Origin of the sequence: Aeromonas sanarellii (assembly GCF_000820085.1) — a bacterium.
Lineage (GTDB): Bacteria > Pseudomonadota > Gammaproteobacteria > Enterobacterales > Aeromonadaceae > Aeromonas > Aeromonas sanarellii.
Genome location: NZ_CDBN01000050.1, coordinates 128,489 through 143,924, shown reverse-complemented (window position 1 = coordinate 143,924; position 15,436 = coordinate 128,489). Strand labels below are relative to the sequence as shown.

At 65.6% G+C, this 15,436-nt stretch carries 13 protein-coding genes; 6 read left to right on the top strand and 7 right to left on the bottom strand.

The window, feature by feature from the left end:
• Positions 1-52 precede the first annotated feature (52 nt).
• Both BN1132_RS10775 and BN1132_RS10770 read left to right on the top strand, forming a co-directional pair.
• Positions 53-2,158, top strand: coding sequence for a putative bifunctional diguanylate cyclase/phosphodiesterase (locus BN1132_RS10775; RefSeq protein WP_244462932.1), 2,106 nt, complete (start codon positions 53-55; stop codon positions 2,156-2,158).
• A 222-nt stretch (positions 2,159-2,380) separates the two neighbouring features.
• Positions 2,381-2,671, top strand: coding sequence for a hypothetical protein (locus BN1132_RS10770; protein WP_042077455.1), 291 nt, complete (start codon positions 2,381-2,383; stop codon positions 2,669-2,671).
• 48 nt (positions 2,672-2,719) lie between these two features.
• On the opposite strand, the gene BN1132_RS10765 is transcribed toward BN1132_RS10770, so the two are convergent.
• Both BN1132_RS10765 and speA read right to left on the bottom strand, forming a co-directional pair.
• Entirely contained in the window at positions 2,720-2,908 is a 189-nt protein-coding gene (locus BN1132_RS10765; protein WP_042077453.1) for a hypothetical protein, read from the bottom strand.
• A gap of 242 nt (positions 2,909-3,150) precedes the next feature.
• Positions 3,151-5,052 carry a biosynthetic arginine decarboxylase gene (gene speA / locus BN1132_RS10760; RefSeq protein ID WP_042077451.1) on the bottom strand — a complete coding sequence of 634 codons (1,902 nt, stop codon included), beginning with the start codon at positions 5,050-5,052 and terminating at the stop codon, positions 3,151-3,153.
• Positions 5,053-6,107: 1,055 nt separating this feature from the next.
• Between speA and pepT the strand changes: the two genes are divergently transcribed.
• Positions 6,108-7,334 (top strand): peptidase T, encoded by a 1,227-nt coding sequence (pepT, locus tag BN1132_RS10750; protein ID WP_042077448.1) that lies wholly within the window; start codon positions 6,108-6,110, stop codon positions 7,332-7,334.
• Positions 7,335-7,439: 105 nt separating this feature from the next.
• Complete coding sequence (olsF, locus tag BN1132_RS10745; protein ID WP_042077446.1) at positions 7,440-9,152, top strand: bifunctional ornithine lipid synthase OlsF; 1,713 nt, start codon at positions 7,440-7,442, stop codon at positions 9,150-9,152.
• A 58-nt stretch (positions 9,153-9,210) separates the two neighbouring features.
• On the opposite strand, the gene BN1132_RS10740 is transcribed toward olsF, so the two are convergent.
• From BN1132_RS10740 to BN1132_RS10725, 4 genes are all read right to left on the bottom strand, one after another.
• The gene (locus BN1132_RS10740) at positions 9,211-9,522 is read right to left on the bottom strand and encodes an Rdx family protein (RefSeq protein ID WP_042077444.1); all 312 of its coding nucleotides are present in this window, start codon (positions 9,520-9,522) and stop codon (positions 9,211-9,213) included.
• Complete coding sequence (locus tag BN1132_RS10735; RefSeq protein WP_042077442.1) at positions 9,519-10,640, bottom strand: adenosylhomocysteinase; 1,122 nt, start codon at positions 10,638-10,640, stop codon at positions 9,519-9,521. Before BN1132_RS10735 ends, BN1132_RS10740 begins: the two co-directional genes overlap by 4 nt.
• A gap of 185 nt (positions 10,641-10,825) precedes the next feature.
• Positions 10,826-11,560: a hypothetical protein gene (locus BN1132_RS10730; protein ID WP_042077440.1), complete on the bottom strand. Its 735-nt coding sequence runs from the start codon at positions 11,558-11,560 to the stop codon at positions 10,826-10,828.
• The gene (locus BN1132_RS10725; protein ID WP_042077439.1) at positions 11,560-12,120 is read right to left on the bottom strand and encodes a YceI family protein; all 561 of its coding nucleotides are present in this window, start codon (positions 12,118-12,120) and stop codon (positions 11,560-11,562) included. Before BN1132_RS10725 ends, BN1132_RS10730 begins: the two co-directional genes overlap by 1 nt.
• 109 nt (positions 12,121-12,229) lie before the next feature.
• On the opposite strand from BN1132_RS10725, the gene BN1132_RS10720 reads away from it, so the two are divergent.
• Positions 12,230-13,132 carry a LysR family transcriptional regulator gene (locus BN1132_RS10720; RefSeq protein WP_042077437.1) on the top strand — a complete coding sequence of 301 codons (903 nt, stop codon included), beginning with the start codon at positions 12,230-12,232 and terminating at the stop codon, positions 13,130-13,132.
• An 8-nt stretch (positions 13,133-13,140) separates the two neighbouring features.
• Here BN1132_RS10720 and BN1132_RS10715 read toward each other — a convergent pair whose 3' ends face one another.
• The gene (locus tag BN1132_RS10715) at positions 13,141-13,542 is read right to left on the bottom strand and encodes a hypothetical protein (protein WP_042077435.1); all 402 of its coding nucleotides are present in this window, start codon (positions 13,540-13,542) and stop codon (positions 13,141-13,143) included.
• Between the two features lie 66 nt (positions 13,543-13,608).
• On the opposite strand from BN1132_RS10715, the gene BN1132_RS10710 reads away from it, so the two are divergent.
• Positions 13,609-15,342: a formate--tetrahydrofolate ligase gene (locus BN1132_RS10710; RefSeq protein ID WP_042077462.1), complete on the top strand. Its 1,734-nt coding sequence runs from the start codon at positions 13,609-13,611 to the stop codon at positions 15,340-15,342.
• The last annotated feature ends 94 nt before the right edge of the window (positions 15,343-15,436 follow it).

Sequence of the window (15,436 nt, the reverse complement as noted above, 5' to 3'; positions counted from 1 at the left end):
GATTTCCCCCGCGCCCCGGCCAAGGCTCAGGCCGTTGTCCATCCCAGAGTAGATGAACGTGATCGCGACCCACCCCATGCTCGACAGCTATTACAGCCAGGATCTGGTGTTCTTCTCCATCCTGGTGGCGGTGCTCGCCTCCTACACGGCGCTGAACATGACGAGCCGGGTGAGCCAGAGCCGGGGCCGGGCCGCCGCCTTCTGGCTCGCGGGGGGGGCCTTTGCCATGGGATTCGGCATCTGGTCCATGCACTTCATCGGCATGCTCGCCTTCAACCTGCCCATCGCGCTGGGTTACGATCTGACCCTCACCGGCCTCTCCCTGGTGGCGGCCATCGGCTCGTCGGCCTTTGCGCTCTGGCTGGTGAGCCGCCCCCGGCTTCCCTGGCATCAGGTCGTGTTCGGGGCCCTGCTGATGGGGGCCGGCATCGCCACCATGCACTACATCGGCATGGCCGCCATGAAGATAGAGCCCGGCATCCATTATCAGGCCGGGCTCTTCATCCTCTCCATCCTTATCGCCGTGCTCGCCTCCGGCGCCGCGCTCTGGATAGCGTTTCGCCTGCGCAACAGCTCGCAGCGCGCCTTCTTCAGCAAGGCCGTCGCCTCCCTCGTCATGGGGGGCGCCATCATCGGCATGCACTACACCGGCATGGCGGCGGCCCAGTTTCCCGAGGGCAGCCTGTGCGGCGCCCTCTATACCGGGCTCAATACCCAGTGGCTGGCGACCGTGGTCATCATAGTGACCCTGGCGGTGTTCGCCATCGCCCTGGTGCTCTCCATGCTGGACGCCCACGCCGCGCGCCTCTCGACCTCATTGCACCAGGCCCATGACGAGCTGCTCAAGCTGGCGCTCCACGACAGCCTGACCCGGCTGCCCAACCGGCTGCTGTTCGCCGACCGACTGGAGCAGCGCATCAAGGAGTGCCAGCACAGCCAGCGCAGCTTCTCCCTGCTGTTTCTCGATCTCGACGGCTTCAAGATCATCAACGACGCCCACGGCCACCATACCGGGGATCTGCTGCTGGTCGAGGTCGCCGAGCGGATCAGCGGGCTGCTCGGCGGGAGCGACACCGCCTCGCGCTTCGGGGGGGACGAGTTCGTGCTGGCCCTGGCGCCGGGGGATCTGGGCCAGACCACGGCCTTCGTCGAGCGGCTGCTGGCCGCCCTGGCGCAGCCCTACGAGTGGGAGCATCACAGCCTGCACATCACCGCCAGCATCGGCATCGCCGTCTATCCCCAGGACGGCACCAGCCTGCACGAGCTGACCCTCAACGCCGACGCCGCCATGTACTACGCCAAGGAGCGGGGGCGCAACGACTACTACTTCTTCGACAGCGCCATGAACGCCAACGCCCACCAGCAGTTCCTGCTGCAAAGGGAGCTGCAACACGCCCTGGAGCGGGGGGAGCTGACCCTGCACTATCAGCCCAAATACGCGGCCCGCGACGGCCAGGTGGTCGGCGCCGAGGCGCTGCTGCGCTGGCAGCACCCGGTGCATGGTGCCATCTCCCCGGCCCGCTTCCTGCCCCTGGCGGAGAAGAGCCGCCTCATCATCCCCATCGGCAACTGGGTGCTCGACGAGGCCTGCCGCCAGATGAGCTGCTGGCGGGCGGCGGGGCACCACGACTGGAGCGTGGCGGTCAACCTCTCCACCATACAGCTGGCCAGCCCCGGCCTGCTGGAGGAGGTGCAAGGCGCGCTCTCCCGTCACCGCCTCGAGGCCCGTCACCTGACCCTGGAGATCACCGAATCCACCGCCATGGAGAACGCCGAGGAGAGCCTGACCATCCTCAATCGCCTGGCCGAGCTCGGGCTTGGCATCTCCATCGACGACTTCGGCACCGGCTACTCCAGCCTGCTCTACCTCAAGCGCTTCCCCGCCAACGAGCTCAAGATAGACAGGGGTTTCGTCACTACCCTGGTGCAGGGGGGAGACGATGCCACCATCATCGCCGCCATCGTCGCCCTGGGTCAGGCCCTGGGCATGCGCATCGTGGCCGAAGGGGTGGAGACCCAGGCCCAGCGCACCCTGCTGACCGAGCTGGGCTGCGACACCCTGCAGGGCTATCTGCTCGGGCGCCCCATGGCAGGGGACCAACTGCTGGCCCACTGCGGTGAACGGCCCCAGGACGGCGTGCTCGCCGAGTCCGCCTGACACGGGCGCGGTATCTCCCGAACATGGGGCTATCCCTTGCGCCCTGCCATGTCCGGCTCCTGCCATACCCCGGAAAAATTCCCGATTGCGTCTCTCGCTGACTCGGGATAGGCTGCCCCACAAAAGACTCGAATGCCCCCTTTTGCCCCTGTATTGGGGCAAGCAGGGACAGTTCGACCAGCACCTATCCGATCGACAACGCCGCACAGGCGAGGAGCACAGATGGCCAGATACCAGTTTTTCAGCATTCCGGCCTCCAACCGGCAGCAGTACACCTATGTCGACATGGCCTCCCCCAGCTTTCTGACGGAGAAGGCTGAGCTGCTGGCACAGGGATTCGAGGTGCAGGAGGACTTCATCGATGCCACCAGCCCCCAGGAGGCGGTGGAAAAATACAAGTCCGACTTCCTCTATGTGGCGGACGAGGTGGGCAAGTCGGACGCCAGCTACGGGCTGGCGGTGTTTATGCAGGAGATGGCCAGGAAGCTGTTTGGCCGCAAGGGCCATCACTGAATCGGCTGCACCAAGGCCATCGGCACTGTGCCGATGGCCTTGCACAACTCAGCCGCAGGCAAGTTGCCGGAGCATGGCGATCAGCTCCTCTTCGCTGGCCGGTTCATAGGCGAGCTGCAGGCTAGGCGCCGCGCCGCCCATCAGCATATAAACCTGGGTACTGCAGTGATCGTAGTGATACCACTTACCGTCGATACAGACGTCGGTATAGCATCTCGGGTCCCTTTTGAGTTCCATACACCTCTCCTTCTGTTACATATCACCAACATCCTGTTCGACCCTAAGGTAACCGGCCGGATCCAAACTTGATTCGGATCAAGGGGGCGCACGAGCCTGGCCCTCTTTCGGGATCATGGGTGCCGCTCGTATCGCAAACCACCTCCATGGGGCTAGCCCGCGGCCAACAAAAACGGCGCCCGAAGGCGCCGTTTTGCATTTCCGTCTTTTTGCTGTCAGCGACGGGGCGAACAAGCCTGGGCTTATTCGTCTTCCAGGTAAGCGTAGCCTTGCAACCCCAGCTCCAGCTCTTCGAGCAGGGCCTTGCGGGTCGCATCGTCCAGCGCCGGGTGGGAGACGATCTGCTGGTAGTTCTCGCGGATGACGGACGGGTCGATGTTGACGTAACGCAGCAACTGGTCGACGGTGTCGCCGCGCACCACGTTGCGGATGTCCATCTTGCCCTCCTCGTCCAGCCACACTTCCGCGCAGTGGGTGTCACCGAACAGGTTGTGCAGATCGCCGAGGATCTCCTGATAGGCGCCCACCAGGAAGAAGCCGACGTGGCACTCTTCGTTCGCACCGTACTCCGGCATCGGCAGGGTCTTCTCGACGCCGAGGCCGTCCACATAGTGCTCGACCTGACCGTCGGAGTCGCAGGTGATGTCCATCAGGATGCCGCGGCGGGTGAGCGGACGCTCGAGGCCGGCAAGCGGCATCACCGGGAACACCTGGCCGATGCCCCAGGCATCCGGCAGGGACTGGAACAGGGAGAAGTTCGCGAAGCACTTGTCCGCCAGCTTCTCGGAGAGCTCGTCGGCCAGGGCGCGGTGGTTGCGGTTGACCGGGTTGAGCAGCTCCTTGAGCGCCAGGCAGGTGTTCTGGTGCAGCATCTCGGCCCAGGCGCGCTGCTCCAGGTTCAACAGCCCCATGGTGTACTGGGTGTTGACGTCCGCCAGATCCGCCATCGAGTCGTGGAAGATCTCCAGCAGGGACGGATCTTCTCCGCGCAGGTCCAGCCAGCCTTTCCACATGTTCTGCAAGATGGTGGGCGCGTCTTCGTCCGGCGCGCTGATGTCGTTCACCTCCACCCCTTCGGCACCGATGATGTTGGTGACCAGCACGGCGTGGTGGGCGGTCAGGGCACGGCCGGACTCGCTGATGATGGTGGGGTGCGGCAGGTCGAACTCGCGGCACACGTCGCCTATGCCCCACACCACGTTGTTGGCGTATTCGGAGAGGCTGTAGTTGGCGGAGCAGTGGCTCTGGGAGCGGGTGCCCTCATAGTCCACGCCGAGGCCGCCGCCCACGTCCACCACCTCGACATTGGCGCCCAGACGGCACAGCTCGGCGTAAAAGCGGCCACACTCGCGGATGCCGCCCTGGATGTCGCGGATGTTGGCGATCTGGGAGCCCAGGTGGAAGTGCAGCAGCTGCAGGCAGTCCAGCTTGCCGAGGCTGCGCAGACGCTCCACCAGCGCCAGGATCTGGGAGGCGGAGAGGCCGAACTTGGACATGGCGCCGCCGCTCGATTCCCACATGCCGGAGCCGGTGGAGGCGAGGCGGGCACGCACCCCGATGTTGGGCTTGATGTTGAGGCGAGCCGACTCGTCCAGCACCATCTCCAGCTCGGAGGGCTTTTCCACCACTATGTAGACCTTGTGGCCCATCAGGTTGCCCAGGAGGGCGTGGCGGATGTATTCGCGGTCCTTGTAACCGTTGCAGACGATGACCGAGCCCTGGGCATGGTGATGGGACAGCACGGCCAGCAGCTCGGGCTTGGAGCCCGCTTCCAGCCCAAGCCGGGGCTTGTCGCTGTAGGACTGACTGATGGTCTCGATGACGCGACGCTGCTGGTTCACCTTGATGGGGTAAACGCACAGGTAGTCCCCTTGATAGCCTGACTTCTCGATGGCCTGACCGAAGGCGTTGAACAGCGCATCGACCCGGCTCTTGAGGATGTCGGGGAAACGCAGCAACACCGGCGTGGTCAGCCCGGACTGGCGCAGTTGCTCGATGGCCTCGGACAGCACGATCTGCGCCTCGGGGCGAGACTTGTCGGGGGAGACGGTCACATGACCGGCGTCATTGATATTGAAAAAACCCGCACCCCAGTAGGGAACGTTGTAGACCTTCAAGGAGTCCTTGCTGGACCAGTTAGTCATGGGCTATGCCTCGCAAATGAGCGGCCGTGGGCCGCCTTCGTTACCCTCAATCACATCCAGACCATCGACGGCAACGGGCGGCGCGTCAAGGCGGCCTGCTGATCAGGTGCGTGGCGGCACGCCTGGCGGGCCTGTTGCCTCGCCGTGGCCTGGCCACCCCGGTTCGTCTGTTGCACATCGCGGCAAGCCAAGGCTGCCTGGTGGATCTTGGGAAGTAACGAGTCTTGATGTGGGGCTGGTGGCTTTACATCAAGCTCAACGGTATGCGGTGCCACCTTAACGGAGCGCCGCGGTACTTTGATGACAACCGGCATCAGCCACGCCGTTTGTTCATCATTCGGCCGCGATCCCGACGGACAGGAGAGGGTTTCAAGGAAGAGAAGGGAAGGCCTCAGCACGCATGCGTGTTGATGGACGACAACCGCCACAGCCAGCTCAACGCCAGTGACCACCCATGACAAGGGAAGATGATGAGCCGCTGGCTCACTCGGTCAGCTGAAAGATGAGAGTCCGTTGTTCTCCCTGATACCGGAGCCTAACCGGTATTAAAGAAACCATTCCCCAGCAGTGTCTGTCGTTTCTGCGTGCCTCGCCCTATAGGCGTATGATCCTGTGGGTGTCTGGCGGCCTCTGCCTGCTCAGGGTTGCCCTCGGATCGGCGCGGAGTGTACACACTTACCGGCGCCAGTGACAATAAAAAATCGCGTTGAAAAACGGGTTTTCATCGAGGGGGCAAATCTTGCTGCCAGCGAGGCGGGCTCTGGGATGGCGGGGGATGAGCCCGGTCTGGAACAACCCTGAAAATAACGGGTGATCAGGCCATTTTCCCCCACCCCTTGCCAGTGCTGGGCCGGGATGAATTTCAGCCTTTTCGCATATGCTTAATCAGTTTTTTATTTGGAATTTTTATTCACATTTATCCCGCAAGAACGACCGCCACTCAGCATCCCGCGTCACCCCGCTCCCGACAAATCCATCAAAAACTGCGCTGACGCAATAAGCGCGCGGGCCGTCTTGGCCACAATGGCACCTCTTCCGTGACCCGAGGCTTGTCCATGAACACCCTGCTTTCGCGCTTTCTCCACTACCTGACCTTCCATACCCGCTCCGACGCCACCAATCCCGCCTGCCCGAGCAGCGAGGGGCAGCTCGTCTTCGCCCGCGCCCTCTTCGACGAGATGACAGGACTGGGGCTGGCGCACGTCACCCTGGACGAGCACGGCTACCTCACCGCCTGCCTGCCTGGCAACCAGCCGGATGCGCCGGCCATCGGCCTGATTGCCCACATGGACACCGCCGACTACGAGGCCGGGCGGGTGGTGCCCCAGATTGTCGAGAACTACCAGGGGGGCGACATCTGCCTTGGCAAGGGGGACGAGGTGCTGGCCATCCGCCAGTACCGCTTCCTCAAGAACTACCTGGGCCAGGATCTCATCACCACGGACGGCACCACCCTGCTCGGGGCCGACGACAAGGCGGGTATCGCCGAGATCCTCACCGCCGTCGAATACCTGCAGGCCCACCCGGAGATCCCCCGCGGCGATCTCTGGATAGGTTTCACCCCGGACGAGGAGATAGGGCGAGGCGCGGATCGCTTCCCGCTGGCGCGCTTCCCGGCCCGCTGGGCCTACACGGTGGACGGCGGCGAGCTCGGCGAGCTCGAATACGAGAATTTCAACGCCGCCAGCGCCACGGTACGCATCACAGGCAACAACGTCCACCCCGGCACCGCCAAGGGCAGCATGATCAACAGCCAGACCCTGGCCGCCCGCTTCCACGCCGAGATGCCCCCCGAGCAGACCCCGGAGTGCACGGAAGGGTACGAAGGCTTCTTCCACCTGGCCCGGATGGAAGGCACCGTGGAGGAGACCACCCTGCACTACCTCATCCGCGACTTCGACGACGACCGCTTCGCCGCCCGCAAGGCCCAGCTCAAGGAGCGGGTCGCCTCCCTGCAGCTGGACAATCCCAAGGCCCGCATCACGCTGGAGATAGAGGACAACTACCGCAACATGCGCAGCCAGGTGGCGCCACACATGCACATCATCGAGCTGGCGAGGGCCGCCATGGAGGCCGCCGACGTGGCGGTGAAGATCAAGCCCATTCGCGGCGGCACCGACGGCGCCCGGCTCTCCTTTATGGGACTGCCCTGCCCCAACCTCTTCACCGGCGGCCACAACTTCCACGGCAAGCACGAGTTCATCCCGCTGCAATCCATGGAGAAGGCGGTCGCCACCCTGGTGGCGCTGGTGCGCCTCACCTCGGCCTGGCGGGCAGAGTAAGGGATTGAGGACGGGGTTCGCCCCGTCATCAAACCGTCACGGCGCTGCCACACGGCGGGAACCCAGGGGAGAGAAGCTTGAGCAAAGTTCAGCGGAGCCTTGCCCATGTTCGACGTCGATACCCTGCTGGGGCAGCACCTGCCCCGCCTCGCCGGCCAACCCCTCATCCGCCCCCTGCTCCGGCAGGGGCTGCGCTGGCTGCTGCACGAGGAGGCCTTCACCCGCTTCGCCGAGCGCCATCCCCACCTGCGCGGCCTCGACTTCGTCGAGCAGGCGCTCACCGAGCTCGACTTCGACTGCCGGGTGAGCGAGGCGCAGCTCGAGAACATTCCCGCCAGCGGCCGGGTCATCCTGGTCGCGAACCACCCCATCGGCTCCCTGGACGGGCTGGCCCTGCTGCGCCTGCTCGGGCGCATTCGCCCGGACGTCAAGATAGTGGCCAACCAGATATTGGCCCAGCTCGCCCCCCTGCGGCCCCTGCTGCTGCCGGTGGACAACCTGGGGGGCAAGACGGACAGACGCGCCATCCTGGCCATGGGGGATCACCTGGCCGAGGAGGGGGCCCTCATCATCTTCCCCGCCGGCGAGGTGTCGCGCCTCGGCCCCAAGGGGGTGAAGGACGGCCCCTGGCAGAGCGGCTTCATCAAGCTGGCCAGGCGCACCCGCACGCCCCTGGTGCCGGTGCACCTGGACGGGCGCAACGGCCTCTCCTTCTACCTCGCCGCCTGGCTCAACAACGACTGGGCGGGCCTGCTGCTGGTCAAGCAGCTGTTTCGCCAGCAGGGGCGCCGCCTCACCCTCACCCTGGGGGAGCGCATCCCGCCCCAGAGCCTCGGGGATCTCGCCCCCAAGACCGCCGCCGCCCTGGTGCGCAGCCACCTCTATCGCCTCGGGAAGGGGAAGAAGGGGCGGCTGCAGACCGAGGCCCCCATCGCCCTGCCGGAGGATCGCCGTCTGCTGAAACAGGCCGTCGACGGGTGCGAGCCGCTCGGCCAGACCCCGGATGGCCAGCGCATCCTGCTCTATCGCCGCCACGAGCAGAGCCACTCGGTGATCCTGCGCGAGCTGGGGCGGCTGCGGGAGATCGCCTTTCGCGCCGTGGGGGAAGGCTCCGGCAGGCGGCGGGATCTCGACGCCTTCGACGACGACTATCACCACCTGATCCTCTGGGATCCGGCCCGCCTCGAGATAGTGGGTGCCTACCGCTTCGCCCCGGTGGCCGAGCGGCTGGCGAGCCAGGGGCTGGATGGCCTCTACAGCCACACCCTGTTCGGCTTTGAAGAGAAGCTGCTGCCGAGGCTGGAACAGGCCATCGAGCTCGGTCGCAGCTTCATCCAGCCCGCCTACTGGGGCAAGCGGGGGCTGGACTACCTCTGGTTCGGCATCGGCGCCTATCTGGCCCGCTACCCCCAGTACCGCTACCTGTTCGGGCCCGTGAGCCTCTCCGGCAGCCTGCCGCCGGCGGCCAAGGATCTGCTGGTGGGCTTCTACCGCCAGCACTTTGCCCCCGAGCTGGCGCTCGCCCCGTCACGCCGCCCCTATCCCGAGACGGCGCCCCTGTTCGAGGGGGCCGACTACGGGACCGATCTCAAGGCGCTCAAAGCGGGGCTCGACCACCTGGGCTGCGCCATCCCCACCCTCTACAAGCAGTACGCCGAGCTGTGCGAGCCGGGGGGCGTGCAGTTCATGGATTTTGGCATCGACCCGGACTTCAACCACTGCATCGACGGCCTGGTGTGGGTGGACGTGAGCCGCATCAAGCCCCACAAGCGGGCGCGCTATATCGGTGTCCCCGTCCAGACGGACGCGGGGGCCTAAATCACCGCAAAAAGAAGAGGGAGGCTGATGCCTCCCTCTTCTCTTTCATCTTCACGCCTCATTCGGTTGCGGGCTTGCGATCCGCGTGGCCAAGATCCCGCTCCGGGGCTATGAGGTCCCGCACCCGCTGCTTGATCTCCTTGGCCTCGGGGAAGCCCTCGTCGGCCACCCGATCCCACACCTGCACCCCGTCCACCAGGATGCGGAACTCCCCCTTGCTGGCGGGCACCAGCGCCACCTCGCCGAGCTCGCCGTCGAAGGTGGAGAGCAGCTCCTGGGCGAGCCAGGCGGCCCGCAGCATCCAGCGGCAGAGGGTGCAGTAGCGGATCTCGATCCGCGGCTTGTTCATCTGGGTTTGTGTCTCTGTCATGGGGTGACTCCGTGAAAATCGGTTAACCAGTGGCGGGCGATGCGCTGCATGGTGGCCTGGGGCAATTCGAACAAGCCGGGCTCCGGCGTCTGCCTGGCCAGCTGGTGCACCCCCTCGATGATCTCCGCCAGCACCAGGTAGACGTATTCGCCGATGACGGCGCCGTGGACGAAGTTGACCGCCTCCCCCCGGTTCAGCAGGAAGATGGTGCTGCCGTCCGGGCGGCTGAGGGCCAGCACGTGAGGGCACACCTCCTCGCTCGGCCAGGGCAGCTGGGAGAGGCAGAACGCGAACTCGTCGTCGGCGGAAGTGACCGACGCCACCATGGCGCCGGGGCGCAGGGCCTGCAAGTCGGCAATGTCCAGCGCCCCGTTGCCGGTGCAGCAGATCACCAGCTCGGCCCGCCCCAGGGCCTCGGCCTTGTTCACCAGCTTGAAGCCGTGGGAGAGCGCCTCCACCTGGCGCAGGGCGTCCGTCTCCACCAGCTCCAGGTGCAGGTTGCGGCAGCGCAGTTCGCGGGCGATGCTGCGCCCCACCTTGCCATAGCCGAACAGGGCGGCCTGGCAGACGTTGAAGGTGCGCCTCAGGGTGCGCGCCAGGGACTCGGCGGAGTAGACCACGCTCAGGCCGATCTGGATGTCCTCCGCCTGCTTGAGGGGGCTGCGGGCCACCGAGATGACGGGGGCGGCCAGGTGCTCCTGCTCGTAGCGCTGATGGCCGTTCTCCGTCATCTCCACCACCCCGAGAAAGCGCGCGCCGAAGTGCTCGGCGAGGACCGCCTGGCTCTTGGCAAAATAGCCGCCGATGTCGAGGATGATGAGCCGCTCATGCTCCCGTACCAGGGGGGCAATCTGGGCTATGACCCCTTCGGGATCCGAGGTCCAGTGGCGATTGAGGGGCAGCACGGGATAGTGCTGCTGGGCCCAGGCCAGGGTCGGCCCGTGGACGGACTTGGGTTTGGGCAGGATGGCGCCGACGCGCCCCACCCCATCGAGCACCTGGATGAAGTGGGGCCGGTCGGGCAGCAGATGGGTCACCAGCAGGATGCAGAGATCCCCGAGGCGTCCCTGCTCGGTGAAATGGCGAAAAAACAGATGCTCAGATCCCTGACTGCGCAACTGTGGCCTCCTTAGCGTGCCGCGAGAAAGCAGGCAAACAGAACCCGGCATAGCCGGGTTCTGTGTGTGTCCAGATAATTGAAAATCCTTTTTATCCGAAAGCACCATGGGTCTCAATCTTTATCTGTGCAGACTTTGACAAGCCCATCAATTTCTAAGGTAATAGCCTGTTTTTCATGCAGAAATCAGTAAAGTGACGCCTGGGGCCACACCCACCACAGACTCACGCCGGCACCGATCACCGCCACCAGGATCAACAGACCCCAGCGGGACAGTCCGGGGCGCTTGCGCAGGATCCACTCAAGGAGTGGCAGCAACCAGACCGGCAGCAGCACCAGCAGCGGCACCTCCACGTATTGCCAGGCCAGCATCTGCACGAAGGCGAGCGCCACCCCCAGGGCGGCCGGGGCCACCTTGATCCCCGCAAAGGCGCCGAGCAGGGCACGGAACCCGGCGAAGGCGGCCAGGGCGCCCGCCAGCTGGGCGATCAGCAGGCTGCCGTCGATGCCGATGACCAGCGCCAGCCAGATGAAGGCGAGGGCGAAGCCGATCCCCTCCTCGCTGTCACCGCGCCAGCCCGTCCAGCCGTACCAGGCGACGGCGGGCAGCAGGGCCAGCCAGATGCGCGGCTCTGTGGCGAGCACCGAGGCCAGCCCCTGCCACCACACCAGGGCGCCGAGCAGGGCGAACAGCACCAGGGCGACCCCCTTGCCGACCTGTTGTGCCAGGGCGGGCACCAGCAGGCACAGCGGCAGCCACTGCCACGCCTTGACCGGCAGGCCATAGGCACCGCCCAGCAGGCAGCCCACCAGCCAGAGCGCCAGGGCGCCCCCCGGATACCCCAGCCGCGGCCAGCGCCACGACAACAAAGCGGCCCCCAAGGGGGCCGCCAGGGTTTGTAGCAAGAGCGCTGCGCCCATTACTTGCGCACGCCTTCGACGAACAGGCTGATGTTCATCTCGTCCGGGATGTTCGGCACCATGTAGTTCACGCCAAAGTCGCTGCGCTTGATGGTGGTGGTGGCGTTGAAGCCGCTGCGGTAGCCACCCCAGGGATCCTTGCCTTCGCCGATGTGGACCAGATCGAAGGCCACTTCCTTGGCGACGCCGTGCAGGGTCAGGGTGCCCTTGAGCACGCCCTTCTCCTTGGTGCCTTCATAGCCGGTGCTGACGAAGGTCATCTTGGGATACTGCTTCACGTCCAGGAAGTCGGGGCTGCGCAGGTGCTTGTCGCGGGCCTCGTGGTTGGAGTCCACGCTGGCGGCGTCGATCTCGAAGCTCGCCTTGGCCGCCGCCGGGTTGGCGTCGTCCATGCTGAAGGTGCCGCTGAAGGTGTTGAACCGGCCGACCAGCTCGGAGAAGCCGAGGTGGCCCACCTTGAACTGGACTGTGGTGTGGGCCGCGTCGACATCGTAATCGGCCGCCATCAGGGGAGCCGCCATAAACAGGCAGGAGGCCAGCAGGGCCTTGGTCATTTTCATTCCGATCGTTCCTTCATTGGGGGTTCACATCTGTGTCCAAAATGCTAACCTCCTCGTAGCAATAGATAATCATCGATTTATTAAAATAATTATCAACTGAGAGTGGAATATGGATCAGATAGCCGCCATGCGCACCTTCATCAAGGTGGTGGAGTGCCAGAGCTTTACCAAGGCCGCCCACCAGCTCGGGATCTCGGTCGCCATGACGTCCAAGCTGATGCAGCAGCTCGAGGAGTCGCTGTCGACCCGGCTGCTGTCGCGCACCACCCGCCAGGTCAACCCCACAGAGGCGGGCCAGTTCTACTATCAGCGCTCCCTGGTCCTGCTGGCGGAGCTCGAGGAGACCCACAGCCAGCTCACCCACAACAACCAGCAGCCCCAGGGCACCCTCAAGCTGTCGGTGCCCATGGACTTCGGCTACCTGCACCTCTCCCCCGCCCTGCCGCTGTTTCGTGAGCGCTTCCCCGAGCTCAAGCTGGAGATAGAGTACAGCGACCGGCGGGTGGCCCTGGTGGAGGAGGGGTTCGATCTGGCGCTGCGCATCGGCAACCTGCCGGACTCCTCCCTGGTGGCCAAGCCGCTCGCCATGATGAAGATGGTGGTGTGCGCCAGCCCCGACTACCTGGCCCGCCGGGGCACCCCCAGGACCCCGGAGGATCTCAAGCAGCACGACTGCCTCATCTACACCCTGACCCAGCCGGACTGGGTCTTCAAACGGGATGGGGAGCAACAGAGCATTCGCCCCCAGGGGCCCCTTCGCGCCAACAACGGGGTGGCCCTGACCCGGGCCGCCTGCGACCACCAGGGCATCATATTGCAGCCCACCTTCATCGTCGGCGACGCACTGCGCTCGGGGGCGCTGGTGCCCCTGCTGCCGGAGTGGGAGAAGGGGCAGGTGGGGCTCTACGCCCTCTATCCGCACCGCCGTTTCGTGTCGGCCAAGGTGCGCTGCTTCATCGAGTTCGTGCAGGAGCGCTACCTGGCGCCCCACTACTGGGACAGGGAGACCTGAGCCCGGGCTCAGGGAGTGGGCATCAGCTCGGCCACCAGCAGGTGATCCTGCTGGCTCATCTGCCAGCGTGGCAGGCGCTGGCGCAAGGCGGCGAGCTCGGCCTCTCCCAGCGCATAGGGCAGGGTGATGTGCAGGCAGTGGCAGTCGAGCATGGCCGCCAACTGCATCATCAGGGCGAGGTTCGCCTCGTCGCTCCTGTGCCTGTTGATGCGCTTGCCGAGCTCGTGGCGAAAGTGGGTCTCGGGATCCTGGGTCATCGCCTGCCAGCCGTAGCCGAACAGCGGGATGAAGGCGCTGACGATGCCAAGGGCAGTGAGCGGCCGTTTGGGCGGGTGATAGAGGGCGTTGAGATCCAGCAGGATGGGGCTTTGATGGGGCTCACGACTGCCGGATAAAATAGTATTGCTCATTGGATTACCCTGTTGATTCCTCTAGACTTCGCCGCATATTTGACCCGACATGCCAACGAGGTGCTGATGCTAAGCGATATCGAGATCTCCCGCCAGTCCCCCCGCCTACCCATCGCCGAGGTGGCAGCACAGCTCGGCATAGCGGCCGCCCATCTCCACCCCCACGGCCGTTACAAGGGCAAACTCGACCTCGCGCTGCTCCATCACGCCCCCGCCCGCGAGCCCGGCAAACTGGTGCTGGTGAGCGCCATCACCCCGACCCCCCTCGGGGAGGGCAAGACGGTCACCACGATCGGGCTCTCCATGGGGCTCAACCACATCGGCCAGTCCGGCATCGCCACCATACGCCAGCCGAGCCTCGGCCCCGTGTTCGGGGTCAAGGGAGGAGCCGCCGGGGGTGGCATGGCCCAGGTGGTGCCGATGGAGGAGATGAACCTCCACCTCACCGGGGATTTTCACGCCCTCACCGCCGCCCACAACCTGGCCGCCGCCGCCCTCGATGCCCGCCTGTTCCACGAGCAGAAACTCGGGGAGGCGTTCACCCCCAACACCGGGCTGGCGCGCCTGGATATCGACCCGGCCAACATCCTCTGGCCGCGCGCCCTGGACATGAATGACAGGGCCCTGCGCCACCTCACCCTCGGTCAGGGGGGCGTCGCCGACGGTGTCGAGCGCCCCGATCGCTTCGTCATCACCGCCGCCTCCGAGCTGATGGCCATTCTGGCCCTGGCGAGCGATCTCAAGGACTTGCGCGCGCGCATCGGCCGCATCCAGCTCGCCCTCGACCTTCGCGGCCAACCCGTGACCGCCGAGCAGCTGGAAGTGGCGGGGGCCATGACGGTGCTGCTCAAAGACGCCCTCAAGCCCACCCTGATGCAGACCACGGAGCAGACCCCGGTGCTGGTCCACGCCGGCCCCTTTGCCAACATCGCCCACGGCAACTCCTCCGTCATCGCCGATCGCATGGCCCTGGGCCTGGCCGACTATGTGGTGACCGAGGCGGGGTTCGGCTCCGACATGGGGCTGGAGAAGTTCTTCAACATCAAGTATCGCCAGTCCGGCCTCGCCCCCGCCTGCGTGGTGCTGGTGGCCACGGTGCGCGGCCTCAAGGCCAACAGCGGCCTGCTCGACATCCGCCCGGGCCAGCCGCTGCCAGCCAGCCTGCAGGGGGAAGATCTGCCCACCCTGAAAGCGGGCTGTGCCAACCTCGCCTGGCATATCCAGAACGCCCGCCGCTACGGGGTGCCCGTGGTGGTGGCCATCAACCGCTTCCCCGCCGACAGCGACGCCGAGCTGGCCCTGCTGGCAGAGGAGGCGCGCCGCGCCGGGGCCTGCGACGTCGCCCTCTCCCAGGCGTTCACCCAAGGAGGGGCGGGCGCCGCGGATCTGGCCCGCGCCGTGGTGGCGGCCTGCGAGCAGCCGAGTGAGGTCAGGCTGCTCTACCCCGACGAGGCGAGCCTCGCCGCCAAGCTCGCCACCCTGGTGGAGTGCGGTTACGGCGGGCGCGGCGTGCAACTGTCGGACAAGGCGCGCCGGCAGCTGGCCAGTCTCTCGGCCGATGGCTGGGATCACCTGCCGGTCTGCGTGGCCAAGACGCCGCTGTCCCTGAGCCATGACCCCGCCCTCAAGGGCGTGCCGACGGACTTCGAGGTGCCCGTCGAGGAGGTGCGGCTCTGCGCCGGCGCCGGCTTCGTCTATGCCCTGGCGGGCCCCGTCATGACCATGCCGGGCCTGGGCAGCCTGCCAGCCTACCGTCATATCGATATCGACGACGACGGTGAGATAGTCGGATTGAGCTAAATGATCGGATAAACAGTCTGGCGCCGGCCGATTACGCTGCACTAATCGACCCTACGATCAACAAACCAGCCAGAAACGACAAGGCCCCGCCAAT

What these genes read in the sequence shown, in the direction of transcription:
- BN1132_RS10725 (WP_042077439.1), bottom strand. Translation starts at nt 12,120, where the DNA reads ATGAAAATGACCAAGGCCCTGCTGGCCTCCTGCCTGTTTATGGCGGCT.
- BN1132_RS10740 (WP_042077444.1), bottom strand. Translation starts at nt 9,522, where the DNA reads ATGACAGAGACACAAACCCAGATGAACAAGCCGCGGATCGAGATCCGC.
- BN1132_RS10720 (WP_042077437.1), top strand. Translation starts at nt 12,230, where the DNA reads ATGGATCAGATAGCCGCCATGCGCACCTTCATCAAGGTGGTGGAGTGC.
- BN1132_RS10765 (WP_042077453.1), bottom strand. Translation starts at nt 2,908, where the DNA reads ATGGAACTCAAAAGGGACCCGAGATGCTATACCGACGTCTGTATCGAC.
- speA (WP_042077451.1), bottom strand. Translation starts at nt 5,052, where the DNA reads ATGACTAACTGGTCCAGCAAGGACTCCTTGAAGGTCTACAACGTTCCC.
- BN1132_RS10770 (WP_042077455.1), top strand. Translation starts at nt 2,381, where the DNA reads ATGGCCAGATACCAGTTTTTCAGCATTCCGGCCTCCAACCGGCAGCAG.
- BN1132_RS10710 (WP_042077462.1), top strand. Translation starts at nt 13,609, where the DNA reads ATGCTAAGCGATATCGAGATCTCCCGCCAGTCCCCCCGCCTACCCATC.
- olsF (WP_042077446.1), top strand. Translation starts at nt 7,440, where the DNA reads ATGTTCGACGTCGATACCCTGCTGGGGCAGCACCTGCCCCGCCTCGCC.
- BN1132_RS10775 (WP_244462932.1), top strand. Translation starts at nt 53, where the DNA reads ATGAACGTGATCGCGACCCACCCCATGCTCGACAGCTATTACAGCCAG.
- BN1132_RS10730 (WP_042077440.1), bottom strand. Translation starts at nt 11,560, where the DNA reads ATGGGCGCAGCGCTCTTGCTACAAACCCTGGCGGCCCCCTTGGGGGCC.
- pepT (WP_042077448.1), top strand. Translation starts at nt 6,108, where the DNA reads ATGAACACCCTGCTTTCGCGCTTTCTCCACTACCTGACCTTCCATACC.
- BN1132_RS10715 (WP_042077435.1), bottom strand. Translation starts at nt 13,542, where the DNA reads ATGAGCAATACTATTTTATCCGGCAGTCGTGAGCCCCATCAAAGCCCC.